19 protein-coding genes and 4 tRNA genes are annotated in these 24,412 nt (G+C 63.8%); all 23 read left to right on the top strand.

Annotated features, from left to right (window positions below):
- The first annotated feature begins 62 nt into the window (after nucleotides 1-62).
- The gene (gene ychF / locus IEQ11_RS18265) at nucleotides 63-1,154 is read left to right on the top strand and encodes a redox-regulated ATPase YchF (protein WP_036111823.1); all 1,092 of its coding nucleotides are present in this window, start codon (nucleotides 63-65) and stop codon (nucleotides 1,152-1,154) included.
- Nucleotides 1,155-1,275: 121 nt separating this feature from the next.
- Nucleotides 1,276-1,361: transfer RNA gene (locus IEQ11_RS18260), tRNA-Tyr, on the top strand.
- Between the two features lie 97 nt (nucleotides 1,362-1,458).
- Nucleotides 1,459-1,533: transfer RNA gene (locus tag IEQ11_RS18255), tRNA-Gly, on the top strand.
- 68 nt (nucleotides 1,534-1,601) lie between these two features.
- Nucleotides 1,602-1,677 (top strand) — tRNA-Thr (locus IEQ11_RS18250).
- Nucleotides 1,678-1,749: 72 nt separating this feature from the next.
- Nucleotides 1,750-2,940 (top strand): elongation factor Tu, encoded by a 1,191-nt coding sequence (gene tuf, locus IEQ11_RS18245; RefSeq protein WP_046657641.1) that lies wholly within the window; start codon nucleotides 1,750-1,752, stop codon nucleotides 2,938-2,940.
- Nucleotides 2,941-3,169: 229 nt separating this feature from the next.
- Nucleotides 3,170-3,245: transfer RNA gene (locus IEQ11_RS18240), tRNA-Trp, on the top strand.
- A 96-nt stretch (nucleotides 3,246-3,341) separates the two neighbouring features.
- Nucleotides 3,342-3,719, top strand: coding sequence for a preprotein translocase subunit SecE (gene secE / locus IEQ11_RS18235; protein WP_036115412.1), 378 nt, complete (start codon nucleotides 3,342-3,344; stop codon nucleotides 3,717-3,719).
- Between the two features lie 13 nt (nucleotides 3,720-3,732).
- Nucleotides 3,733-4,308 (top strand): transcription termination/antitermination protein NusG, encoded by a 576-nt coding sequence (gene nusG / locus IEQ11_RS18230; protein WP_036115415.1) that lies wholly within the window; start codon nucleotides 3,733-3,735, stop codon nucleotides 4,306-4,308.
- A 293-nt stretch (nucleotides 4,309-4,601) separates the two neighbouring features.
- Complete coding sequence (gene rplK / locus IEQ11_RS18225) at nucleotides 4,602-5,030, top strand: 50S ribosomal protein L11 (protein WP_036115418.1); 429 nt, start codon at nucleotides 4,602-4,604, stop codon at nucleotides 5,028-5,030.
- Nucleotides 5,031-5,033: 3 nt separating this feature from the next.
- Nucleotides 5,034-5,732, top strand: coding sequence for a 50S ribosomal protein L1 (rplA, locus tag IEQ11_RS18220; protein ID WP_036115420.1), 699 nt, complete (start codon nucleotides 5,034-5,036; stop codon nucleotides 5,730-5,732).
- 503 nt (nucleotides 5,733-6,235) lie between these two features.
- On the top strand, nucleotides 6,236-6,769 hold the full coding sequence (gene rplJ, locus IEQ11_RS18215) for a 50S ribosomal protein L10 (protein ID WP_036115423.1): 534 nt from the start codon (nucleotides 6,236-6,238) through the stop codon (nucleotides 6,767-6,769).
- Between the two features lie 71 nt (nucleotides 6,770-6,840).
- Nucleotides 6,841-7,212, top strand: coding sequence for a 50S ribosomal protein L7/L12 (gene rplL / locus IEQ11_RS18210; protein ID WP_191823770.1), 372 nt, complete (start codon nucleotides 6,841-6,843; stop codon nucleotides 7,210-7,212).
- A gap of 349 nt (nucleotides 7,213-7,561) precedes the next feature.
- Entirely contained in the window at nucleotides 7,562-11,731 is a 4,170-nt protein-coding gene (gene rpoB / locus IEQ11_RS18205) for a DNA-directed RNA polymerase subunit beta (protein WP_036115430.1), read from the top strand.
- Between the two features lie 120 nt (nucleotides 11,732-11,851).
- Entirely contained in the window at nucleotides 11,852-16,084 is a 4,233-nt protein-coding gene (rpoC, locus tag IEQ11_RS18200; protein ID WP_057922311.1) for a DNA-directed RNA polymerase subunit beta', read from the top strand.
- Nucleotides 16,085-16,493: 409 nt separating this feature from the next.
- Complete coding sequence (rpsL, locus tag IEQ11_RS18195; protein ID WP_036115437.1) at nucleotides 16,494-16,868, top strand: 30S ribosomal protein S12; 375 nt, start codon at nucleotides 16,494-16,496, stop codon at nucleotides 16,866-16,868.
- Between the two features lie 83 nt (nucleotides 16,869-16,951).
- On the top strand, nucleotides 16,952-17,419 hold the full coding sequence (rpsG, locus tag IEQ11_RS18190) for a 30S ribosomal protein S7 (protein ID WP_036115439.1): 468 nt from the start codon (nucleotides 16,952-16,954) through the stop codon (nucleotides 17,417-17,419).
- A gap of 143 nt (nucleotides 17,420-17,562) precedes the next feature.
- On the top strand, nucleotides 17,563-19,683 hold the full coding sequence (gene fusA / locus IEQ11_RS18185; RefSeq protein ID WP_036115441.1) for an elongation factor G: 2,121 nt from the start codon (nucleotides 17,563-17,565) through the stop codon (nucleotides 19,681-19,683).
- A gap of 165 nt (nucleotides 19,684-19,848) precedes the next feature.
- On the top strand, nucleotides 19,849-21,039 hold the full coding sequence (gene tuf / locus IEQ11_RS18180; RefSeq protein ID WP_247024592.1) for an elongation factor Tu: 1,191 nt from the start codon (nucleotides 19,849-19,851) through the stop codon (nucleotides 21,037-21,039).
- A gap of 649 nt (nucleotides 21,040-21,688) precedes the next feature.
- Nucleotides 21,689-22,000 carry a 30S ribosomal protein S10 gene (gene rpsJ / locus IEQ11_RS18175; protein WP_027070119.1) on the top strand — a complete coding sequence of 104 codons (312 nt, stop codon included), beginning with the start codon at nucleotides 21,689-21,691 and terminating at the stop codon, nucleotides 21,998-22,000.
- Between the two features lie 10 nt (nucleotides 22,001-22,010).
- Complete coding sequence (rplC, locus tag IEQ11_RS18170; RefSeq protein WP_036111814.1) at nucleotides 22,011-22,667, top strand: 50S ribosomal protein L3; 657 nt, start codon at nucleotides 22,011-22,013, stop codon at nucleotides 22,665-22,667.
- 2 nt (nucleotides 22,668-22,669) lie between these two features.
- Nucleotides 22,670-23,275: a 50S ribosomal protein L4 gene (gene rplD, locus IEQ11_RS18165; protein WP_036111811.1), complete on the top strand. Its 606-nt coding sequence runs from the start codon at nucleotides 22,670-22,672 to the stop codon at nucleotides 23,273-23,275.
- Nucleotides 23,272-23,568, top strand: a complete 297-nt coding sequence (rplW, locus tag IEQ11_RS18160; protein ID WP_036111808.1) for a 50S ribosomal protein L23 — start codon at nucleotides 23,272-23,274, stop codon at nucleotides 23,566-23,568. Before rplD ends, rplW begins: the two co-directional genes overlap by 4 nt.
- Before the next feature lie 10 nt (nucleotides 23,569-23,578).
- Nucleotides 23,579-24,406, top strand: coding sequence for a 50S ribosomal protein L2 (rplB, locus tag IEQ11_RS18155; protein WP_036111804.1), 828 nt, complete (start codon nucleotides 23,579-23,581; stop codon nucleotides 24,404-24,406).
- Nucleotides 24,407-24,412: the final 6 nt, after the last annotated feature.

Genomic DNA, 24,412 nt, shown 5'->3' with positions numbered 1-24,412 from the left:
AATCGTCACGGCCCGCTTCTCGATTCCCGATTCTCGACTCTCTATTCCCGGATTAAAAAGCCATGGGCATCAAATGCGGCATCGTCGGCCTGCCCAACGTCGGCAAGTCGACTCTTTTCAACGCGCTGACCAAGGCCGGTATCGCTGCGGCGAATTTCCCGTTCTGCACCATTGAGCCCAATGTCGGCGCGGTGCCGGTGCCGGATCTGCGCCTGAATGCGCTGGCTGAAATCGTCAAGCCGCAGAAGCTGATCCCGACCGCGGTCGAGTTCGTCGACATCGCCGGCCTGGTCGCCGGCGCGGCGAGCGGGCAGGGCCTGGGCAACAAGTTCCTGGCCCACATCCGCGAAGTCGACGCGATCACCCACGTGGTGCGCTGCTTCGAGAATCCCGACGTCATCCACGTCAACAACAAGGTCGATCCGATCGCCGATATCGACACCATCGATACCGAGCTGGCCCTGGCCGACCTGGAAAGCGTCGAGAAGGCCTACCAGCGCGCCGAGCGTTCGGCCAAGACCGGCGACAAGGAGGCCGCGGCGCGCAAGGAAGTGCTCGGCCGCGTGCGCGAGGGCCTCAATGCGGGCACCGCGGCGCGCGCGCTCAAGCTGTCCGACGACGACAAGGCGGCGGTGCGCGACCTGTTCCTGCTAACCCTCAAGCCGGTCATGTACGTGGCCAACGTGCTCGAGGACGGGTTCGAGAACAATCCGCACCTCGACGCGGTGCGCGCGCGCGCCGTGACCGAGGGCGCGCAGGTGGTGCCGGTGTCGGCCGCGATCGAGGAAGAGCTCAGCCAGCTCGACGACGAGGACCGCGACACCTTCCTGGCCGACCTGGGCCTGGCCGAACCGGGCCTCAACCGCCTGATCCGCGCCGGTTATGAGTTGCTGGGCCTGCAGACCTACTTCACCGCCGGGGTCAAGGAAGTGCGCGCCTGGACGGTCAAGGCCGGTTCGACCGCGCCGCAGGCCGCCGCGGTGATCCACACCGACTTCGAGAAGGGCTTCATCCGCGCCGAAACCATCGCCTACGACGATTTCATCAAGTACAAGGGCGAGTCCGGAGCGCGCGATGCCGGGCGTCTGCGCCTGGAAGGCAAGGAATATCGCGTCCAGGAAGGCGATGTGTTGCACTTCCGGTTCAATGTCTGAGTACACTATGCGGCCGCGCCGGGCCGATGCGCGTCGCCGGGACGGGACGAAAATTTTTCAAGGTTGTAGGTGAAAACGCGTTGACAACCTGAAGAACGCACCCCAGAATTACGGGCTCTTTGGAGGGATACCCAAGCGGCCAACGGGGGCAGACTGTAAATCTGCTGGCTTACGCCTTCGGTGGTTCGAATCCACCTCCCTCCACCAAAACATCGGTGGCGCGACGAAGAAAATTTCGGCGCGGTTCCAAGGTAAAGTTTCAAGTTAAAGTTAAAGTTCCAACGCTGTAATGGCTGTACGCGGCGCGGGAGTAGTTCAATGGTTAGAGCCTCAGCCTTCCAAGCTGATAATGCGGGTTCGAATCCCGTCTCCCGCTCCATTGAATCCACTCTTGGCGGCCCCCATTGCAGCAAGGCCCGGTGACCGGGTCGCGACACCAGGTTTCACGCTCACGTAGCTCAGTCGGTAGAGCACCTCCTTGGTAAGGAGGAGGTCGAAGGTTCGATTCCTTTCGTGAGCACCATCCAACGCAACACAAGGCTGCTTTACCAACAGCCGCCGCGACATACAGACCCACAAACGAGAAGCGACAGCCATGGCTAAGGGTAAATTCGAGCGCACCAAGCCGCACGTCAACGTCGGCACCATCGGTCACGTCGACCATGGCAAGACCACGCTGACCGCCGCGCTGACCAAGGTGGGCGCCGAGCGTTTTGGTGGCGAGTTCAAGGCATACGACGCGATCGACGCGGCGCCGGAAGAGAAGGCGCGCGGCATCACGATCTCGACGGCGCACGTGGAATACGAATCGGCTTCGCGTCACTACGCGCACGTCGATTGCCCGGGCCACGCCGACTACGTGAAGAACATGATCACCGGCGCGGCGCAGATGGACGGCGCGATCCTGGTGTGCTCGGCCGCTGACGGCCCGATGCCGCAGACCCGCGAACACATCCTGCTGTCGCGTCAGGTCGGCGTGCCGTACATCGTCGTGTTCCTGAACAAGGCCGACATGGTGGACGACGCCGAGCTGCTCGAGCTGGTCGAGATGGAAGTGCGCGAGCTGCTGACCAAGTACGACTTCCCGGGCGACGACACCCCGATCATCCACGGTTCGGCGCGTCTTGCGCTGGAAGGCGACCAGAGCGAAATCGGCGTGCCGTCGATCCTGCGTCTGGTCGAGGCGCTGGACACCTTCATCCCGCAGCCGGAACGTGACGTCGACAAGCCGTTCCTGATGCCGGTGGAAGACGTGTTCTCGATCTCGGGCCGCGGCACCGTGGTGACCGGCCGTATCGAGCGCGGCATCATCAAGGTCGGCGACGAAATCGAAATCGTCGGTATCCGCGCGACCCAGAAGACGACCGTGACCGGCGTGGAAATGTTCCGCAAGCTGCTGGACCAGGGTCAGGCGGGCGACAATGCCGGTCTGCTGCTGCGCGGCACCAAGCGTGACGACGTGGAGCGCGGCCAGGTGCTGTGCAAGCCGGGTTCGATCAAGCCGCACACCGACTTCGAAGCCGAAGTGTATGTGCTGTCGAAGGACGAAGGCGGCCGTCACACCCCGTTCTTCAAGGGCTACCGTCCGCAGTTCTACTTCCGCACCACCGACATCACCGGCGCTTGCGAGCTGCCGGAAGGCGTCGAGATGGTGATGCCGGGCGACAACGTGAAGATGGTGGTCACGCTGATCAACCCGGTGGCGATGGACGAAGGTCTGCGCTTCGCGATCCGTGAAGGCGGCCGCACCGTCGGCGCCGGCGTCGTGGCGAAGATCATCAAGTGACGATTTGACCCGAGCGCGCTTTGCGCGCTCGGCTTTGTCAAATCGTCATCCCCGCGAAGGCGGGGATCCATCTCCAAGGTCTCGGCGATGGATGCAAGCCCAAGCGAACGGCGGGCCGGCAACCCGGTCCGCCTTCGTTGTTTCAAAGCGTTGTGTTTTCGAACACAATGCATGACCGGCCGGCCCGCGCCTGATCAGGCGTCGACCCGGACCGAACACTTCAAGACGTACGCCAGTAGCTCAATTGGCAGAGCAGCGGTCTCCAAAACCGCAGGTTGGGGGTTCGAGTCCCTCCTGGCGTGCCACTCGATACCGAGTCGGGTCGGACGATCCGGCGACTGGAAGGCATTGAAAGGGCCGCGCAACGGATGGGCGGGCTTTCGCGAGGGAATCGCCCCGAGATGAACAGTAAGGCCGAACAACACAAATCCGGCGGCGCCGGTGACATCGTCAAGTACGCGCTGGCTCTGCTGCTTGCGGCTGGCGGTGTGTTCGCCTACCTCTGGTTCGAGAATTGGAGCGGCCCGCTGCGCAGCGGCGCGGTCGTCGTCGGCCTGCTGGCCGGTGCCGCGGTGTTCATGCTGACCGCCAAGGGAGCGCAGACCCGCGAGTTCCTGTCCGAATCGCGGTTCGAACTGCGCAAGGTGGTTTGGCCGACCCGCGAAGAAGCACTCAAGACCACCTGGGTCGTCATGATCGCGGTGGCCATCCTTAGCCTGATCCTGTCCGGTTTCGACTGGGTGATCCAGGCCGCGGTCAAATTCCTGCTGTCGCGCTGAGGAGACGACCGACTTGAATACGCAAGAAAACAAACGTTGGTACGTGGTCCACGCCTATTCCGGCTTCGAGAAGTCGGTGGCACAGGCGCTGCGCGACCGGATCGTGCGCTTCGAAATGCAGGACCGCTTCGGCGACGTCCTGGTCCCGACCGAAGAGGTCGTGGAAATGCGTTCCGGCCAGAAGCGCCGTTCCGAGCGCAAGTTCTTCCCGGGCTATGTCCTGGTGCAGATTTCCACCCACGACGAAGCCGGCATTCCGCGGATCGACAGCGAAAGCTGGCATCTGATCAAGGAAACCCCGAAGGTCATGGGTTTCATCGGCGGCACCGCCGATCGTCCGCTGCCGATCCAGGACAGCGAAGCCGACCGGATCCTGCAGCGCGTTCAGGAAGGCGTCGAAAAGCCGCGTCCGAAGGTGTTGTTCGAGCCGGGCGAGATGGTTCGCGTGGTCGACGGCCCGTTCGTGGATTTCAACGGCGTGGTCGAGGAAATCAACTACGAAAAGAGCCGTCTGCGCGTCGCGGTGCTGATCTTCGGCCGTTCGACCCCGGTCGAGCTGGAATTCGGTCAGGTCGAAAAGGCCACCTGAGCCAGGCGCCGGCCCGGCAGGGCCGTCCCGCCAGACCGTTCGCCCAAGTTCGTTCAGCTTCCAGGCCCGGCCTCGCCGGGCCTTGATCTATGGGGCCGGCTATGGGATCCCATAAAAACCTGATATAGTGCGCGGCTCGCTGCCAACCGCGGCGGACCCCAATCATCCAGCTGCCCCCTCTCACAAGGACCGGGGCGGCTGTTTGCGCAAGCAAAACGCGAAGCCGGAACGCGCGATTTCCGGCCCGATGGGGAGCCTGAGGTTCAGGCGCTAGCACCCGGAGAGAAACCAACATGGCAAAGAAAGTAGTCGGCTACATCAAGCTGCAGGTAAAGGCCGGTCAGGCCAATCCCTCGCCGCCGGTCGGTCCTGCGCTGGGTCAGCGCGGCCTGAACATCATGGAGTTCTGCAAGGCGTTCAACGCGGCGACCTCCAAGCTCGAGCCGGGTCTGCCGACGCCGGTCATCATCACGGCCTATTCGGACCGTACCTTCACCTTCGTGACCAAGTCGACCCCGGCTTCGGTGCTGCTGAAGAAGGCCGCGGGCATCACCTCCGGCTCCAAGCGCCCGAACACCGACAAGGTGGGCAAGGTCACCCGCAAGCAGCTCGAAGACATCGCCAAGGCGAAGGAAGCCGATCTGACCGCGGCCGATCTGGACGCGGCGGTGAAGACGATTGCGGGCTCCGCCCGCAGCATGGGTCTCGTGGTGGAGGGCTAAGACATGGCGATCACTAAGCGCGAAAAAGCAATCAAGGCCGCCGTCGTTCCGGGCAAGGCGTACTCCTTCGACGAAGCCGTCAAGATCGTCAAGACCGCCACCAAGGCCAAGTTCGTCGAGTCCGTCGACGTTGCCGTCCGTCTGGGCGTGGACGCGAAGAAGTCCGACCAGCAGGTACGCGGTTCGACCGTGCTGCCGGCCGGTACCGGCAAGTCGGTGCGCGTGGCGGTGTTCGCCCCGGCCGGCGCCAAGGCCGACGAAGCCCTCGCCGCTGGCGCGGAAGCCGTCGGCATGGACGACCTGGCCGAGAAGATGCAGGCCGGCGATCTGAACTACGACGTCGTCATCGCCACCCCGGACGCCATGCGCGTCGTCGGTAAGCTGGGCCAGGTGCTCGGCCCGCGCGGCCTGATGCCGAACCCGAAGGTCGGCACCGTCTCGGCCAATCCGGCCGAAGCGGTCAAGAACGCCAAGGGCGGCCAGGTGCGTTACCGCACCGACAAGGCCGGCATCATCCACTGCACCATCGGCAAGGCCTCGTTCGAAGACGGCTCGCTGAAGGACAACCTGCAGGCGCTGCTGCTGGACCTGATCAAGGCCAAGCCGGCGACCGCCAAGGGTCAGTACCTGCAGAAGATCTCGATCAGCTCGACCATGGGTCCGGGCGTGATCGTCGATCAGGCTTCGCTGTCGCTGAAGTAATCGAACAAGCAGGAGTGAGTGAACAGGAGTGAGGAGTCAGAGCGGAAAGCCTAGTCGCTCTGACTCGTTTCTCGCTTCTCTCAACTCGTTCCCAGCATTTTGAGGGCATCGCGAGGGAGTTCGCTCCCGACCGATAGCCGTCAAAGACCGCAGGCGCGGTCAGCGCGTACCGACGACGGGCAGGGAAGCTCGATACGGCAAGGAGTCGCCGTCGGTGCAAGCGAGATCGCTTAATTCGGACTCTTCGGAGCCGGGCCCGCGCAGATGGTGCCGCCCCGACTGAATTCAGTAATGAATCTTCAGGAAAGGCCACCACCCGGGACGCCTTCGGCGTCCCCGGCGCCAAGGACGGTCGCCGCCCAGGACCGCAAGCGGCAGGAGCCGTAAGCGGAGTTAATTGGGCTGGGAATGGGGAATAGGGAATAGGGAATCGTAAAAGCAGCTCCTGCTTCTACCGATTCTCGACTCTCGATTCTCGACTCCCGGCTTATTGGAGGAGTGCAATGGCTCTTAATCTGTCTCAGAAGCAAGAAGTAGTCGCCGAACTGGCAGAAGTCGCTTCGAAGGCTCACTCCTTGATTGCGGCCGAGTACGCTGGCCTCACGGTTGCTCAACTGACCGCGATGCGCAAGAAGGCTCGTGAAACCGGTGTGTACTTGCGCGTTGTCAAGAACACCCTGGCTTCCCGTGCCGTGGCCGGTACCGAATACGAGTGCGTCCAGGACAAGCTCGTCGGTCCGCTGCTGTATGCGTTCTCGACCGAAGAACCCGGCGCCGCCGGGCGTCTGATCAAGGAATTCGCCAAGGGCAACGACAAGTTGCAGGCCAAGGTTGTCGCGATGGGTGGCCAGGTGTATCCGGCCAGCCACGTCGACGTCCTCGCCTCGCTGCCGACCCTCGACCAGGCCCTGGCCATGCTGGCCCGCGTCCTGTCCGAACCCGCCAGCATGTTCGCCCGCGCCGTCAAGGCCGTGGCCGACAAGCAGGGCGGCGGCGAAGTCGCTGTCGAAGCGCCGGCCGAAGCGGAACCGGCGTAATCGCCGCCCCGCTGACGCGACCGCTTCACTGAATCCGATTCGTAAGATCAATATTTCCTGAGGTTATTCAAATGTCCCTTTCCAACGAACAAATCGTCGACGCCATCGCCGAAAAGACCCTGATGGAAGTCATGGAGCTCGTCCGCGCGATCGAAGAGAAGTTCGGCGTCACCGCCGCTGCTCCGGTTGTCCAGGCTGGCCCGGCTGGCCCGACCGAAGAGAAAGAAGAGCAGACCGAGTTCAACGTCATCCTGAAGGCCGCTGGCGACAAGAAGGTCGAAGTGATTAAGGCCGTCCGCGCCATCACCGGCCTGGGTCTGAAGGAAGCCAAGGACCTGGTCGAAGGCGCTCCGCAGACGGTCAAGGAAGCGGTCAACAAGGCCGACTCCGAGAAGTTCAAGAAGGATCTCGAAGCCGCTGGTGCGACTGTCGAAGTCAAGTAAGCAGTACTTGCGTCGCCGTTTTTCCTTGGCGACCACTGAAGGCTGGGGACGAAAGTCCCCGGCCTTTGGCCGTTCCACGGGAATCGGGAATGGTGAATCGGGAATCGTAAGAGCGGGTTGATCGCTTTTACCGATTCTCGATTCCCCATTCTCGATTCCCGGCTCCAAACGAGTTGGCAGTCGGAAGTAGCGGGAGAAGGCGTGCTGGTGCCGGCAATACCAGCGACTTCCCACTGGCAATTTTGTTTTCGCATTAGTCCCCTGAACCGCGGACGCGCGGTTCGCCCGGAAAGACTCGCTGTCAGGCGACTTTCCCGGCCCATTAGCTAAATCGAGGCGGTAGCTCACCATGACCACAGCTTCCACGACGCAACAGTATTCGTTCACCGAAAAGAAGCGCATCCGCAAGGACTTCGGCAAGCGCAAGTCGATCCTCGAAGTGCCGTTCCTGCTCGCGATCCAGGTCGATTCCTATCGCGAATTCCTGCAAGAACACACCGATCCGGCCAAGCGCGCCGATCGCGGCCTGCATGCCGCGCTCAAGTCGGTGTTCCCGATCTCCAGCTACAGCGGCAACGCCGCTCTCGAATACGTCGGCTACAAGCTCGGCGATCCGGTATTCGATGAGCGCGAGTGCCGCAACCGCGGCCTGTCCTACGGCGCCCCGCTGCGCGTGACCGTGCGCCTGGTGATCTACGACCGCGAGTCGTCGACCAAGGCCATCAAGTACGTGAAGGAGCAAGAGGTCTACATGGGCGAGATTCCGCTCATGACCGGCAACGGCACCTTCATCGTCAACGGCACCGAGCGCGTCATCGTCTCGCAGCTGCACCGCTCGCCGGGCGTGTTCTTCGATCACGACCGCGGCAAGACCCACAGCTCGGGCAAGCTGCTGTACAGCGCCCGCATCATTCCGTATCGCGGCTCGTGGCTGGACTTCGAGTACGACCCGAAGGACGCCCTGTTCACCCGTATCGACCGCCGCCGCAAGCTGCCGGTCACCGTGCTGCTGCGCGCGCTGGGCTACAACAACACCGAGATGCTCTCGGAGTTCTTCGAGATCAACACCTTCCACATCATGTCCGAGGGCGTGCAGTGGGAGCTGGTCTCCGAGCGCCTGCGTGGCGAGACCCTGGACTTCGATCTGGCCGACGGCGACAAGGTCATCGTCGAAGCCGGCAAGCGCATCACCGCGCGCCATGTGAAGCAGATGGAACAGTCCGGCATCGCCGCGCTGGCCGTGCCCGACGCGTATCTGGTCGGCCGCATCCTGTCGCACGACGTGGTCGACACCAAGTCGGGCGAGCTGCTGGCTTCGGCCAACGACGAGATCAGCGAAGAGCAGCTGGCCGCGTTCCGCAAGGCCGGTATCGAGCAGGTCGGCACGATCTGGGTCAACGACCTCGATCGCGGTCCGTACATCTCCAACACCCTGCGCATCGATCCGTCCAAGACGCAGCTCGAAGCGCTGGTCGAGATCTACCGCATGATGCGTCCCGGCGAGCCGCCGACCAAGGACGCCGCGCAGAACCTGTTCCACAACCTGTTCTTCACCTTCGAGCGCTACGACTTGTCGGGCGTCGGCCGGATGAAGTTCAACCGCCGCATCGGCCGCAAGGAAACCACCGGCGCCTCGGTGCTGTACGACGCGAAGTACTTCTCCGAGCGCAAGGACGAGGAGTCGGTGCGCCTGCGCAACGAACTCGGCCAGACCTCGGACATCCTCGACGTCATCCGCGTGCTGACCGAGATTCGCAACGGCCGCGGCGTGGTCGACGATATCGATCACCTGGGCAACCGTCGCGTGCGTTCGGTCGGCGAAATGGCCGAGAACACCTTCCGCGTCGGCCTGGTCCGCGTCGAGCGCGCGGTGAAGGAACGCCTGTCGATGGCCGAGTCCGAAGGCCTCACGCCGCAGGAACTCATCAACGCCAAGCCCGTGGCCGCCGCGATCAAGGAGTTCTTCGGCTCCTCGCAGCTGTCGCAGTTCATGGATCAGAACAACCCGCTGTCGGAAGTCACGCACAAGCGTCGCGTGTCGGCCCTCGGCCCGGGCGGTCTGACCCGCGAGCGCGCCGGCTTCGAAGTGCGCGACGTTCACCCGACCCATTACGGCCGCGTGTGCACCATCGAAACGCCTGAAGGCCCGAACATCGGCCTGATCAACTCGCTCGCCGTGTTCGCGCGCACCAACAAGTACGGCTTCCTCGAGACGCCGTACCGCAAGGTCGTGGACGGCAAGGTCACCGACGACGTCGAGTTCCTGTCGGCGATCGAAGAGAACGAGTACGTCATCGCCCAGGCCAACGCGCCGCAGGACGACAAGGGCATGATCAGCTCGCAGTTCGTCGCCTGCCGCTTCCAGGGCGAAACCCTGCTCAAGCCGCCGTCCGAGATCCACTTCATGGACGTCTCGCCGATGCAGACCGTGTCGGTCGCGGCCGCGCTGGTTCCGTTCCTGGAGCACGATGACGCGAACCGCGCGCTGATGGGCGCGAACATGCAGCGTCAGGCCGTTCCGACCCTCAAGGCGCAGAAGCCGCTGGTCGGTACCGGCATCGAGCGCGCCGTGGCGCGCGACTCGGGCGTGACAGTGAATGCGCTGCGCGGCGGCACGATCGAACAGATCGACGCGGCCCGCATCGTGGTCAAGGTCAACGAGAGCGAGATCTCCGGCGTCACCGATGCCGGCGTCGACATCTACAACCTGATCAAGTACACGCGTTCGAACCAGAACACCTGTATCAACCAGAGCCCGCTGGTCAAGGTCGGCGACGTCATCGCCCGCGGCGACGTGCTGGCCGACGGTCCGTCGACCGACATCGGCGAGCTCGCGCTCGGCCAGAATATGCTGGTCGCGTTCATGCCGTGGAACGGCTACAACTTCGAAGACTCGATCCTGCTCTCCGAGCGCGTGGTCGAAGAGGATCGCTACACCACGATCCACATCGAAGAGCTGACCTGCGTCGCGCGCGACACCAAGCTGGGGCCGGAGGAAATCTCCGCCGACATCCCGAACGTCTCCGAGCAGGCCTTGAACCGCCTCGACGAGTCGGGCGTGGTGTACATCGGCGCGGAAGTGCGCGCCGGCGACATCCTGGTCGGCAAGGTCACGCCGAAGGGCGAGTCGCAGCTGACTCCGGAAGAGAAGCTGCTGCGCGCGATCTTCGGCGAGAAGGCGTCCGACGTTAAGGACAGCTCGCTGCGCGTGCCCCCGGGCATGGACGGCACCGTCATCGACGTGCAGGTCTTCACCCGCGACGGCATCGAGAAGGACAAGCGCGCCCGTCAGATCGAAGAGTCGGAAATCCGCCGGGTCAAGAAGGACTTCGACGATCAGTTCCGCATCCTCGAAGCGGCCATCTACGATCGTCTGCGTTCGCAGCTGATCGGCAAGGTCGCCAACGGCGGCGCTGGCCTGAAGAAGGGCGACACGGTCACCAGCCTGGTGCTCGACGGCCTCAAGCGCACCGATTGGTTCACCCTGCGCATGAAGGACGAGGAAGCGATCGAAGCGATCGAGCGCGCGCAGAAGCAGATCGACGTCCATCAGAAGGAATTCGATCGCCGCTTCGCCGACAAGCGCGGCAAGATCACCCAGGGCGACGACCTCGCGCCGGGCGTGCTGAAGATGGTCAAGGTGTTCCTCGCCGTTAAGCGCCGCATCCAGCCGGGCGACAAGATGGCCGGCCGTCACGGCAACAAGGGTGTCGTGTCGACCATCGTGCCGGTCGAGGACATGCCGTACGCGGCCGACGGTCAGACCGTCGACATCGTGCTGAACCCGCTGGGCGTGCCTTCGCGCATGAACATCGGCCAGATCCTCGAAGTGCATCTGGGCTGGGCCGCCAAGGGTCTGGGCCAGAAGATCCAGCGCATGCTGGAGGCGCAGCAGAAGATCGCCGACCTGCGCAAGTTCCTCGACGACATCTACAACCACGACCAGAAGGCGCACGGTCAGCGCGTCGACCTGAAGCAGTTCTCCGATGAGGAGCTGCTGACGCTCGCGCACAACCTGACCGACGGCGTGCCGATGGCGACGCCGGTGTTCGACGGCGCGGCCGAAGTCGAGATCAAGCGCATGCTCGAGCTGGCGGACCTGCCGCTGAGCGGCCAGACGATCCTGCACGACGGCCGTACCGGCGAAGCGTTCGAGCGTCCGGTCACGATCGGCTACATGCACATGCTCAAGCTGAACCACCTGGTCGACGACAAGATGCACGCGCGTTCGACCGGTCCGTACTCGCTCGTCACCCAGCAGCCGCTGGGCGGCAAGGCGCAGTTCGGCGGTCAGCGTTTCGGCGAAATGGAAGTCTGGGCGCTGGAAGCCTACGGCGCGGCCTACACCCTGCAGGAAATGCTGACGGTGAAGTCCGACGACGTGCAGGGCCGCAACCAGATGTACAAGAACATCGTCGACGGCGAGTACGAGATGGTCGCCGGCATGCCGGAGTCGTTCAACGTGCTGGTCAAGGAAATCCGCTCGCTGGCGATCAACATGGAGCTGGAAGAGAACTGAGAAGTAGTGATTGGGGATTCGGGATTCGGGATTGGTAAAGGCGAACGCCGACCATCCCGATCCTCCGGATCCCCGCTTTAACGAATCTCAAATCTCTCATCCCGAATCCCGGAGTCAAAAATGAAAGACTTGCTCAATCTCTTCAACCAGCAGCGTCCCGCGCTGGACTTCGACGCGATCAAGATCGCGCTGGCCTCGCCGGACCTGATCCGTTCGTGGTCGTTCGGCGAAGTGAAGAAGCCCGAAACCATCAACTACCGTACCTTCAAGCCCGAACGCGACGGCCTGTTCTGCGCCGCGATCTTCGGACCGATCAAGGACTACGAGTGCCTGTGCGGCAAGTACAAGCGCATGAAGCACCGTGGCGTGGTCTGCGAGAAGTGCGGCACCGAGGTCACCCTGGCCAAGGTGCGCCGTGAGCGCATGGGTCACATCGACCTGGCCTCGCCGGTCGCGCACATCTGGTTCCTCAAGTCGCTGCCCTCGCGCATCGGCCTGATGCTGGACATGACCCTGCGCGACATCGAGCGGATCCTGTACTTCGAAGCCTACGTCGTGACCGAGCCGGGTCTGACCCCGATGGAACGCGGCAACCTGCTGACCGAAGAGCAGTACCTGACCGCGCGCCAGGAACACGGCGACGACTTCGAAGCCGCGATGGGCGCCGAGGCGGTCTACGACCTGCTGCGCACCATCGACCTGCAGGCCGAAATGCTGCAGTTGAAGGAAGACATCGCCTCGACCGGTTCGGAGACCAAGCTCAAGCGCCTCACCAAGCGCATCAAGCTGGTCGAAGCCTTCCTCGAGTCGGGCAACCGTCCCGAGTGGATGGTCATGACCGTGCTGCCGGTGCTGCCGCCGGACCTGCGTCCGCTGGTGCCGCTGGACGGCGGCCGCTTCGCGACCTCCGACTTGAACGACCTGTACCGCCGCGTCATCAACCGCAACAACCGTCTGCGTCGTCTGCTCGAGCTCAATGCGCCCGACATCATCGTGCGCAACGAAAAGCGCATGCTGCAGGAATCGGTCGACGCCCTGATGGACAACGGCCGTCGCGGCCGCGCCATCACCGGCACCAACAAGCGCCCGCTCAAGTCGCTGGCCGACATGATCAAGGGCAAGCAGGGCCGGTTCCGTCAGAACCTGCTCGGCAAGCGCGTGGACTACTCGGGCCGTTCGGTCATCGTGGTCGGCCCGACCCTGCGTCTGCACGAGTGCGGCCTGCCGAAGAAGATGGCGCTGGAGCTGTTCAAGCCCTTCATCTTCGCCAAGCTGCAGCGTCGCGGTCTCGCCACCACGATCAAGGCCGCCAAGAAGCTGGTCGAGCGTGAAGAAGCGGAAGTGTGGGACATCCTCGAAGAGGTGATCCGCGAGCATCCGGTGCTGCTCAACCGCGCGCCGACCCTGCACCGTCTGGGCATCCAGGCGTTCGAGCCGGTGTTGATCGAAGGCAAGGCCATCCAGCTGCACCCGCTGGTCTGCACCGCGTTCAACGCCGACTTCGACGGTGACCAGATGGCCGTCCACGTGCCGCTCTCGCTGGAAGCCCAGCTGGAAGCGCGCGCGCTGATGATGGCGTCCAACAACATCCTGTCGCCGGCCAACGGCGAGCCGATCATCGTGCCGTCGCAGGACGTCGTGCTGGGTCTGTACTACATGACCCGCGCCCTGGAGAACAAGGCGGGCGAGGGCATGGTGTTCGCCAACGTCGCCGAAGTGAAGCGCGCTTACGACAACCGCGTCGTGCAGATCCACGCCAAGGTCAAGGTCCGCATCAGCGAGATCGTGATCAACGAGGACGGCACCCGCGAGCCCAAGACCTCGATCGTCGACACCACCGTCGGCCGCGCGCTGCTGCGCGAGATCCTGCCCGACGGCCTGCCGTACGCGCTGGCCAACACCGAGCTGACCAAGAAGAACATCAGCCGCTTGATCAACTCGTGCTACCGCATGCTCGGCCTGAAGGACACGGTCGTGTTCGCCGACCGCCTGATGTACACCGGCTTCGCTTACGCGACCCGCGCCGGCGTTTCCATCGGCATCGACGACATGATCATCCCGGGCGAGAAGAAGGGCATCCTGGCCGAAGCCGAGACCGAAGTGCTGGAAATCCAGCAGCAGTACCAGTCCGGTCTGGTCACCGCCGGCGAGCGCTACAACAAGGTCGTCGACATCTGGTCGCGCACGAACGAGCGCGTGGCCAAGGCGATGATGGACGCGATCGGCACCGACACCGTCGAGAATGCCGAGGGCAAGCGCGTTCCGCAGAAGTCCATGAACTCGATTTACATCATGGCCGACTCCGGCGCGCGTGGTTCGCAGGCGCAGATCCGTCAGCTGGCCGGTATGCGCGGCCTGATGGCGCGTCCCGACGGCTCGATCATCGAAACGCCGATCACCGCGAACTTCCGCGAAGGCCTGAACGTTCTTCAGTACTTCATCTCGACCCACGGCGCTCGTAAGGGCCTGGCCGATACCGCGCTGAAGACCGCCAACTCCGGTTACCTGACCCGTCGACTCGTCGACGTGGCCCAGGACGTGGTGATCACCGAAGACGATTGCGGCACGCTCGAAGGTCTGATGATGACCCCGATCGTCGAAGGCGGCGACGTGGTCGAACCGTTGCGCGATCGCGTGCTGGGTCGTGTCGTGGCCGAGGACGTGTTCCTGCCGGGCAACGACGAAGATCCGATCGTCACCCGCAACACCCTGCTCGACGAAGCCTGGGTCGCCAAGCTCGAAGAAGCCAGCGTGCAGTCGATCAAGGTTCGCTCCACGATCACCTGCACCAGCAGCTTCGGCGTGTGCGCCAACTGCTACGGTCGCGACCTCGGCCGCGGTCACCTGGTCAACCACGGCGAAGCGGTCGGCGTCGTCGCCGCGCAGTCGATCGGCGAACCCGGCACCCAGCTGACCATGCGTACCTTCCACATCGGTGGCGCGGCATCGCGAGCGGCTGCGATCGACAACGTCACGGTCAAGACCACCGGTTCGATCAAGTTCAACAACCTCAAGCACGTCGCGCACGCCAACGGCCATCTGGTCGCGGTGTCGCGTTCGGGCGAACTGTCGGTGCTCGACCCGCACGGCCGCGAGCGCGAGCGCTACAAGCTGCCGTACGGCGCGACCGTCGCGGTCAAGGACGGCGCCGAGATCAAGGCCGGCCAGACCGTCGCCAACTGGGATCCGCATAACCACCCGATCGTTTCGGAAGTCGCCGGTTTCATTCGCTTCATCGACTTCGTCGATGGCGTGACCGTGATCGAGAAGACCGACGAACTGACCGGCCTGGCGTCGCGCGAAATCACCGACCCGAAGCGTCGCGGTTCGCAGGGCAAGGATCTGCGTCCGATCGTGCGCATCGTCGACAAGAACGGCAAGGATCTGACGATCCCCAACACCGATCTGCCGGCGCAGTACCTGCTGCCGCCGCGCTCGATCGTCAACCTGCAGGACGGCGCCGCGGTCGGCGTGGGCGACGTGGTCGCCAAGATCCCGCAGGAAGCGTCGAAGACCCGCGACATCACCGGTGGTCTGCCGCGCGTGGCCGACTTGTTCGAAGCGCGCAAGCCCAAGGACCCGGCCATCCTCGCCGAGGTCTCCGGCATCGTCAGCTTCGGCAAGGACACCAAGGGCAAGCAGCGCCTGATCATCAAGCAGGCCGACGGTGACGAGCACGAAGAGCTGATCCCGAAGTACCGCCAGATCATCGTGTTCGAAGGCGAGCACGTGGAGAAGGGCGAGACCGTGGTGGACGGCGAGCCGAGCCCGCAGGACATCCTGCGCCTGCTCGGCGTGGAGCCCCTGGCCGTGTACCTGACCAAGGAAATCCAGGACGTCTACCGCCTGCAGGGCGTGAAGATCAACGACAAGCACATCGAAGTGATCGTCCGTCAGATGCTGCGCAAGGTCGAAATCACCGACCACGGCGACAGCAAGTTCCTGCACGGCGAGCAGATCGAGCGTCAGCGCTTCGTCGAGGAGAACGCGCGTCTGCTGGCCCGTAACGAGATCCCGGCCAAGTACGATCCGGTCCTGCTGGGCATCACCAAGGCCTCGCTGGCGACGGAATCCTTCATCTCGGCGGCTTCCTTCCAGGAAACCACCCGCGTGCTGACCGAGGCCGCCGTGCGCGGTACTCGCGATGGCCTGCGCGGCCTGAAGGAGAACGTGATCGTCGGTCGCCTGATCCCGGCCGGTACCGGTCTGGCGTATCACACCCAGCGTCGCAAGAACGCCTCGGGTCTGACCGATCAGGAAATGGAAGCGCTGTCGGGTCCGGTCACGGCCGCCCCGGTCGAAGCCCCGGCTGCGGCCGCGGTCGAGACGGTTGCCGGCGACGACAACGCCTAAGCCTGCGCGGTAAGAAGCGATACGAAGACAAGGCGGGCAGCGATGCCCGCCTTGTTTTTGTCCGGGATCCCGGCATTGACGCGGTCCTGGGGGGGGGGGGCCGAAAGGGCTGGCAAATCCCGAAAAATATGCTATTGTCGCCAGTCGGATGGGCCCGTATGGGTCGAATCCCAGATCACGAAATTAGGCACATGGAGTGCCTAGTGTTCGGCCCAGGGCAGGGCGGGATCAATCGAATGGGTATCGAAGTCGGCGCCGCAAAGCGCTGATTCTGCTTGTTCGTGTCGCCTGCGTTGACGGAAACGTTCAGCGCGGGCTATACTTTTTCGTCTCGGCAGGTCGGAAATATTCGGCGTGCCGTTTGTTTCTCACGAAGCGGCCGCCCGGCCCCTCAATACAAGAGTTCTAGATGGCAACCATCAATCAGCTCGTCCGCAAGCCGCGGCAGGCGACCACCTACAAGAGCGCCTCGCCGGCGCTCGCGAACTGCCCGCAGCGTCGCGGCGTTTGCACCCGTGTGTACACCACGACCCCGAAGAAGCCGAACTCGGCTCTGCGCAAGGTCGCCAAGGTGCGCCTGACCAACGGTTACGAAGTCATTTCGTACATCGGCGGCGAAGGCCACAACCTGCAGGAGCACTCGGTCGTGCTGATCCGCGGCGGTCGCGTCAAGGACCTGCCGGGCGTGCGCTACCACACCGTGCGCGGCTCGCTCGATGCCGCCGGTGTCGCCAAGCGTCGCCAGAGCCGTTCCAAGTACGGCGCCAAGCGTCCGAAGTCCTAAGCGCGTCGCTTGCCCGGCGCGCGCCGTCCGGCGCCGCCACACGCCAGCACGACTGTCAAGAATCACGAATATAGGTACGCACCATGTCGCGTAAAGGCTCCACCCCTCAGCGTTCGGTCCTGCCCGATCCCAAGCACGGCAGCGAGACGATCGCGCGCTTCATCAATATGGTCATGCAGAGCGGCAAGAAGTCCGTCGCCGAGAAGATCGTGTACGGCGCAATGGACGTCATCGGCGAAAAGAGCCCCAACGCTCTGGAGCTGGTCGAGAAGGCGCTGACCAATGTGTCGCCGTCGGTCGAAGTGAAGTCGCGTCGCGTCGGCGGCGCCACCTACCAGGTGCCGGTCGAAGTGCGCACCTCGCGCCGCATGGCCCTGGCGATGCGCTGGTTGATCGAATCCGCGCGCAAGCGTGGCGAGAGCTCGATGCCGCGCAAGCTGGCCGCCGAACTGCTCGATGCCTCGGAAAACCGCGGCGCGGCGATCAAGAAGCGCGAAGAAACCCACCGCATGGCGGAAGCGAACCGCGCGTTCGCTCACTACCGCTGGTGATCGCAGACCCTGGCGACAGGGTCTTCGCAACATCCGCATGAGATGTTGCCGCGGCGGCGAAATGGCCGCCTAGCGAACCGGAGGCCGCCCACGAGGCGGCGTCCGGCCATCTGGAATTCGAAAACTTATTACGAGAGGGTCCCGTGGCTCGCACCACTCCCATCGAGCGTTACCGCAACTTCGGCATCATGGCCCACATCGATGCCGGCAAGACCACCACGTCCGAGCGCATCCTGTTCTACACCGGCGTCAGCCACAAGATCGGCGAAGTGCACGAAGGTGCCGCGACGATGGACTGGATGGAGCAGGAACAGGAACGCGGCATCACCATCACTTCCGCCGCGACCACCGCGTTCTGGAAGGGCATGGACAAGTCGCTGCCCGAACACCGCTTCAACATCATCGACACCCCCGGACACGTCGACTTCACCATCGAAGTGGAGCGCTCGCTGCGCGTCCTCGACGGCGCGGTGTTCGTGCTGTGCGCCGTCGGTGGCGTGCAGCCGCAGTCGGAGACCGTGTGGCGTCAGGCCAACAAGTACTCCGTGCCGCGCATGGCCTTCGTCAACAAGATGGACCGCACCGGCGCCAACTTCGACAAGGTCGTTGAGCAGCTCAAGGCCCGTCTGGGCGCCTACGCGGTGCCGATGCAGGTGCCGATCGGCGCCGAAGAAGGCTTCGAGGGCGTGGTCGACCTGCTCAAGATGAAGGCGATCCATTGGGACGTCGCATCGCAGGGCACCAAGTTCGAGTACCGCGACATTCCGGCCGACCTGCAGTCGCAGGCCGAGACCGCGCGCGCGTTCATGGTCGAAGCCGCGGCGGAAGCCACGGAAGAGCTCATGGACAAGTACCTCAACGAGGGCGAGCTGACCGAAGAAGAAATCGTCGCCGGTCTGCGCGCGCGCACCCTGCGCGTCGAGATCGTCCCGGTGTTCTGCGGCTCGGCGTTCAAGAACAAGGGCGTGCAGGCCATGCTCGACGGCGTGATCAACCTGCTGCCGTCGCCGTCCGATCGTCCGCCGGTTCCCGGCATCGACGAGGACGACAAGGAAGACAGCCGCAAGGCGTCCGACACCGAGCCGTTCTCGGCGCTGGCGTTCAAGATCATGACCGACCCGTTCGTGGGTTCGCTGACCTTCTTCCGCGTCTACTCGGGCGTGCTCAATTCGGGCGACCAGGTGTACAACCCGGTCAAGTCGAAGAAGGAACGCGTCGGCCGCATCCTGCAGATGCACGCCAACCAGCGCGACGAAATCAAGGAAGTCCGCGCCGGCGACATCGCCGCGGCGGTCGGCCTGAAGGACGTGACCACCGGCGACACGCTGTGCGCGCAGGATCACATCATCACCCTGGAACGCATGATCTTCCCGGAGCCCGTCATCTCGATGGCGGTCGAGCCCAAGACCAAGTCGGACCAGGAAAAGATGGGTATCGCCCTGGGCCGCCTGGCGCAGGAAGATCCTTCGTTCCGCGTGCGCACCGACGAAGAATCGGGCCAGACCATCATCGCCGGCATGGGCGAGCTGCACCTGGACATCCTCGTGGACCGCATGAAGCGCGAGTTCAACGTCGAAGCCAACGTCGGCAAGCCGCAGGTGGCGTACCGCGAGACCATCCGCAAGTCGGACGTCAAGTCGGATTACAAGCACGCCAAGCAGTCCGGCGGTAAGGGTCAGTACGGTCACGTCGTGATCGAGCTGTCGCCGATGAACGAGAAGGACCGCGCGAACGAGGACGTCGAGAACGATTTCCTGTTCGTCAACGACATCACCGGCGGCGTGATTCCGAAGGAATTCATCCCGGCGATCGAGAAGGGTCTGCGCGAAACCATCACCAGCGGTCCGCTGGCCGGCTTCCCGGTCGTGGGCGTCAAGGTCAAGCTGGTGTTCGGCTCGTACCACGACGTCGACTCCTCGGAAATGGCGTTCAAGCTCGCCGCGTCGATGGCGTTCAAGGAAGGTTTCCGCAAGGCCGATCCGGTCCTGCTCGAGCCGATGATGAAGGTCGAGGTCGTGACGCCGGAAGATTACGTCGGCGACGTGATGGGCGACTTGAGCCGTCGTCGCGGCCTGCTGCAGGGCCAGGACGACACGCCGTCGGGCAAGACCATCAACGCGATGGTGCCGCTGGGCGAGATGTTCGGTTACGCGACGACCATTCGTTCGCTGACCCAGGGCCGCGCCACCTTCACGATGGAATTCGATCACTACGCCGAGGCGCCGAACAACATCGCCGAGACCGTGATCAAGAAGGGCGGCTGATAGACGGGATTCGGGAGTAGGGATTCGAGATTCGCAACAGCGGATTTCACCTGCTCCCGATCTCTCATCGAAGTCCGGTCACAAATAGATGCAGGGACAGGGCGGCCTTTGATCGCCAATCCCAAATCCCGAATCACGAATCACAGAACTTAAGAGAGACATATCATGGCTAAGGGTAAATTCGAGCGCACCAAGCCGCACGTCAACGTCGGCACCATCGGTCACGTCGACCATGGCAAGACCACGCTGACCGCCGCGCTGACCAAGGTGGGCGCCGAGCGTTTTGGTGGCGAGTTCAAGGCGTACGACGCGATCGACGCGGCGCCGGAAGAGAAGGCGCGCGGCATCACGATCTCGACGGCGCACGTGGAATACGAATCGGCTTCGCGTCACTACGCGCACGTCGATTGCCCGGGCCACGCCGACTACGTGAAGAACATGATCACCGGCGCGGCGCAGATGGACGGCGCGATCCTGGTGTGCTCGGCCGCTGACGGCCCGATGCCGCAGACCCGCGAACACATCCTGCTGTCGCGTCAGGTCGGCGTGCCGTACATCGTCGTGTTCCTGAACAAGGCCGACATGGTGGACGACGCCGAGCTGCTCGAGCTGGTCGAGATGGAAGTGCGCGAGCTGCTGACCAAGTACGACTTCCCGGGCGACGACACCCCGATCATCCACGGTTCGGCGCGTCTTGCGCTGGAAGGCGACCAGAGCGAAATCGGCGTGCCGTCGATCCTGCGTCTGGTCGAGGCGCTGGACACCTTCATCCCGCAGCCGGAACGTGACGTCGACAAGCCGTTCCTGATGCCGGTGGAAGACGTGTTCTCGATCTCGGGCCGCGGCACCGTGGTGACCGGCCGTATCGAGCGCGGCATCATCAAGGTCGGCGACGAAATCGAAATCGTCGGTATCCGCGCGACCCAGAAGACGACCGTGACCGGCGTGGAAATGTTCCGCAAGCTGCTGGACCAGGGTCAGGCGGGCGACAACGCCGGTCTGCTGCTGCGCGGCACCAAGCGTGACGACGTGGAGCGCGGCCAGGTGCTGTGCAAGCCGGGCTCGATCAGGCCGCACACCGACTTCGAAGCCGAAGTGTATGTGCTGTCGAAGGACGAAGGCGGCCGTCACACCCCGTTCTTCAAGGGCTACCGTCCGCAGTTCTACTTCCGCACCACCGACATCACCGGCGCTTGCGAGCTGCCGGAGGGCGTCGAGATGGTGATGCCGGGCGACAACGTGAAGATGGTGGTCACGCTGATCAACCCGGTGGCGATGGACGAAGGCCTGCGCTTCGCGATCCGCGAAGGTGGCCGCACCGTCGGCGCCGGCGTGGTGGCGAAGATCATCAAGTGACGAATCGGCCCGTGCGCGCGTAAGCGCGCACGGCTTTGCCGATTCGTCATCCCCGCGAAGGCGGGGATCCAGAGACGAGGATTAGTCCCGAAGTCCGGTCCTACCCCTCGTCGAAGGCATGATGTCTAAAGGCAAGAATCCCTCGGGATTCCCGCCAGCAACAAAGAAACCCGCGACGGCCCAGCCGTCGCCGGTTTTCCCAACCGCGGCCCCGCGGCCACAGTTGGGAAAACCGGTAGTCAAACCCCGCTCGGCTGGACAGGGCAGGGGCGTTTCCGCGACCCAGGAGCCGAGTGCTTGCACTCTTCTCCAAGGTGCATGTAGAATGCGCGACCACCGTGCCACCCCTGTTCACGCCGGGGCGGCGCAACCAGCGAAATGAGGAGCAGGACGCCCCTCGTATTCGCCAGACAGGGACATGTCGCACGGCAGCGCTCCATACGTTCTGGGCCCGCAAGGGCATCCAAAGAACGCTGATGGGGCCCTTCCTGCGTTCTATTCCGTCTGGGCGGACCGGGTGACCGGGCCGCCTTAGCTTTTCCAGGCAGGGAAGCTCCGGGGCGAGGGTGTTGTCCTGGAGTGTTTGCATTTCGTGGGGTCGGCGCACCCAGAAGCCGTCCCGTCGCTCTTTCAACCAAGGAATTCCGTCATGGCGGACCAAAAGATCCGGATTCGGCTGAAGGCGTACGATCATCGTTTGATCGACCGTTCGGCCAGCGAGATCGTCGAGACGGCTAAGCGGACCGGCGCGCAAGTGCGCGGCCCGATCCCGCTGCCGACCAAGATCGAGCGTTACACCATCCTGGTGTCCCCGCACGTCGACAAAGACGCGCGTGACCAGTACGAAACCCGCACGCACAAGCGTGTGCTCGATATCGTCGACCCGAACGACAAGACCGTGGACGCGCTGATGAAGCTCGAACTCGCGGCTGGCGTCGACGTGCAGATCAAGCTGACCTGAGGCCACCACTATGACCGCGAAGAAATATTCGTTGGGCATCGTCGGTCGCAAGGCCGGCATGAGCCGCTTCTTCACTGAAGACGGCAAATCGGTTCCGGTGACCCTGATCGAGGCGACCCCGAACCGCATTACCCAGATCAAGACCACGGATACCGACGGCTACAGCGCCGTGCAGGTGACCGTCGGCGTGCGCCGCGCGGCGCTCGTCAACAAGCCCGAAGCCGGACACCTCGCCAAGGCGAAGGTCGAAGCCGGTCGCGGCTTGTGGGAACTGCGCGTGGAAGACGACAAGATCGGCGCGTTCGAAGTCGGCGGCGAGATCAAGGCCGACATCTTCGAAGTGGGCCAGATCGTCGACGTCCAGGGCATCACCAAGGGCAAGGGCTTCCAGGGCACGATCAAGCGCTGGAACTTCAAGATGGGCGACGCGACGCACGGTAACTCGCTGTCGCACCGTTCGCCGGGTTCTATCGGCCAGCGCCAGACGCCGGGCCGCGTGTTTCCGGGTAAGAAGATGTCCGGTCACATGGGTTTCGTTCAGCAGAGCACGCAGGGCCTGGAAGTGGTGAAGGTCGACGCCGAGCGCGGCCTGATCGCGATCAAGGGCGCCGTGCCGGGCGCTCCGGGCGGTGATGTGATCGTCCGCCCGTCGAGCAAGGGAGCATAACGATGGAACTTGCCATCAACGGTAGCGACAAGAAGCTGTCGGTTTCCGACGCCATCTTCGATCGCGAATTCAGCGAAGACCTGATTCACCAGGTGGTCGTGGCCTACCGCAACGCGGGCCGCGCCGGCACCAAGGCGCAGAAGACGCGTTCGGAAGTGAACGGCACCACCAAGAAGTCGAAGAAGCAGAAGGGCGGCGGCGCGCGTCATGGCGCGCTGACGGCTCCGATCTTCGTCGGCGGCGGCGTGACCTTCGCGGCCAAGCCGCGCAGCTTCGCCCAGAAGGTGAACCGCAAGATGTACCGCGCGGCGATCGCGTCGATCCTGTCGGAACTCAACCGCCAGGGCCGCATCACCGTCGTCGAAAAGCTCGACATCGACTCGCCGAAGACCTCGGGCATGATCTCCATGCTGAAGTCGCTCGACATGGGCCGTCGTCCGCTGCTCGTCACCGAGGAAGCCTCCGAGAATCTGTACCTCTCGGCGCGCAACCTGCCTTACGTGGAAGTCCGCGACGTGCAGGGACTCGATCCGGTCGCCCTCGTCGGCGCCGATTCGATCGTGTTCACCGCCGATGCGGTCAAGAAGATCGAGGAGTGGCTGGCATGAACGACGCCAAGCTTTACAGCATCATCCGCGCGCCGCGCGTGTCCGAAAAGACCGCCCGTCTGCAGGAAGTCTCCAACCAATACGTCTTCGAAGTCGCGACGGACGCTACCAAGGCCGACATCAAGGTCGCCGTGGAAAAGCTGTTCGACGTCAAGGTCGAGGCAGTCAATGTGGTCAACGTGAAGGGCAAGAACAAGGCCTTCAAGTTCCGCATGGGCCGCCGCGCCGACTGGCGCAAGGCGTACGTGAAGCTGGCCGAAGGCCAGTCGATCGACGTGATGGCCAAGGCCTGAGGAAAGATCCATGGCATTGATGACATTCAAGCCCACGTCCGCCGGCCGCCGCAACGCGGTTCGCGTCGTGACCCCGGGCCTGCACAAGGGCGCGCCGCACGCGGCGTTGGTCGAAAAGCAGAGCAAGAGCGGCGGTCGTAACCACCACGGCCGCATCACCACCCGTCACATCGGCGGTGGCCACAAGCAGCATTACCGCATCATCGACTTCAAGCGCGACAAGGTCGGCATTCCGGCCCGCGTCGAGCGGATCGAATACGATCCCAACCGCACCGCGCACATCGCGCTGCTGTGCTACGTCGATGGCGAGCGTCGTTACATCATCGCCCCCAAGGGCCTGAAGGACGGCGATCAGGTGATCGCTGGCCGTGACGCCCCGATCCGCGTCGGCAACACGCTGCCGCTGAGCAACATCCCGGTCGGCTCCACGGTGCATTGCATCGAGATGAAGCCGGGCAAAGGCGCTCAGCTGGCCCGCGCCGCTGGCGCTGGCGTGCAGCTGGTCGCTCGCGAACAGGGTTACGCCACGCTGCGTCTTCGCTCCGGCGAAATGCGCAAGGTGCCGGTCGACTGCTGCGCGACCATCGGCGAAGTCGGCAACGACGAGCACAGCCTCGAGAAGCTCGGCAAGGCCGGCGCCAAGCGTTGGCGCGGCATCAAGCCGACCGTCCGCGGCGCCGCCATGAACCCCGTCGACCACCCGCACGGTGGTGGTGAGGCGAAGGCTGGCCAGGGCAACCCGCATCCGGTCACCCCCTGGGGTGTTCCGACCAAGGGTTACAAGACGCGCAAGAACAAGCGCACCACGCAATTCATCGTGCGCGATCGCAGGGGTTAATCGGCC

This window comes from Lysobacter capsici (assembly GCF_014779555.2).
Taxonomy (GTDB): Bacteria; Pseudomonadota; Gammaproteobacteria; order Xanthomonadales; family Xanthomonadaceae; genus Lysobacter; species Lysobacter capsici.
The sequence above is the reverse complement of the archived record's forward strand: the minus strand, read 5'-3'. Positions and strand labels throughout refer to the sequence as shown.

What these genes read in the sequence shown, in the direction of transcription:
- ychF (WP_036111823.1), top strand. Translation starts at nt 63, where the DNA reads ATGGGCATCAAATGCGGCATCGTCGGCCTGCCCAACGTCGGCAAGTCG.
- tuf (WP_046657641.1), top strand. Translation starts at nt 1,750, where the DNA reads ATGGCTAAGGGTAAATTCGAGCGCACCAAGCCGCACGTCAACGTCGGC.
- rplA (WP_036115420.1), top strand. Translation starts at nt 5,034, where the DNA reads ATGGCGATCACTAAGCGCGAAAAAGCAATCAAGGCCGCCGTCGTTCCG.
- rpoB (WP_036115430.1), top strand. Translation starts at nt 7,562, where the DNA reads ATGACCACAGCTTCCACGACGCAACAGTATTCGTTCACCGAAAAGAAG.
- rplL (WP_191823770.1), top strand. Translation starts at nt 6,841, where the DNA reads ATGTCCCTTTCCAACGAACAAATCGTCGACGCCATCGCCGAAAAGACC.
- tuf (WP_247024592.1), top strand. Translation starts at nt 19,849, where the DNA reads ATGGCTAAGGGTAAATTCGAGCGCACCAAGCCGCACGTCAACGTCGGC.
- rplK (WP_036115418.1), top strand. Translation starts at nt 4,602, where the DNA reads ATGGCAAAGAAAGTAGTCGGCTACATCAAGCTGCAGGTAAAGGCCGGT.
- rplC (WP_036111814.1), top strand. Translation starts at nt 22,011, where the DNA reads ATGACCGCGAAGAAATATTCGTTGGGCATCGTCGGTCGCAAGGCCGGC.
- secE (WP_036115412.1), top strand. Translation starts at nt 3,342, where the DNA reads ATGAACAGTAAGGCCGAACAACACAAATCCGGCGGCGCCGGTGACATC.
- rplD (WP_036111811.1), top strand. Translation starts at nt 22,670, where the DNA reads ATGGAACTTGCCATCAACGGTAGCGACAAGAAGCTGTCGGTTTCCGAC.
- rplB (WP_036111804.1), top strand. Translation starts at nt 23,579, where the DNA reads ATGGCATTGATGACATTCAAGCCCACGTCCGCCGGCCGCCGCAACGCG.
- rpsL (WP_036115437.1), top strand. Translation starts at nt 16,494, where the DNA reads ATGGCAACCATCAATCAGCTCGTCCGCAAGCCGCGGCAGGCGACCACC.
- rpsG (WP_036115439.1), top strand. Translation starts at nt 16,952, where the DNA reads ATGTCGCGTAAAGGCTCCACCCCTCAGCGTTCGGTCCTGCCCGATCCC.
- rpsJ (WP_027070119.1), top strand. Translation starts at nt 21,689, where the DNA reads ATGGCGGACCAAAAGATCCGGATTCGGCTGAAGGCGTACGATCATCGT.
- rpoC (WP_057922311.1), top strand. Translation starts at nt 11,852, where the DNA reads ATGAAAGACTTGCTCAATCTCTTCAACCAGCAGCGTCCCGCGCTGGAC.
- rplW (WP_036111808.1), top strand. Translation starts at nt 23,272, where the DNA reads ATGAACGACGCCAAGCTTTACAGCATCATCCGCGCGCCGCGCGTGTCC.
- rplJ (WP_036115423.1), top strand. Translation starts at nt 6,236, where the DNA reads ATGGCTCTTAATCTGTCTCAGAAGCAAGAAGTAGTCGCCGAACTGGCA.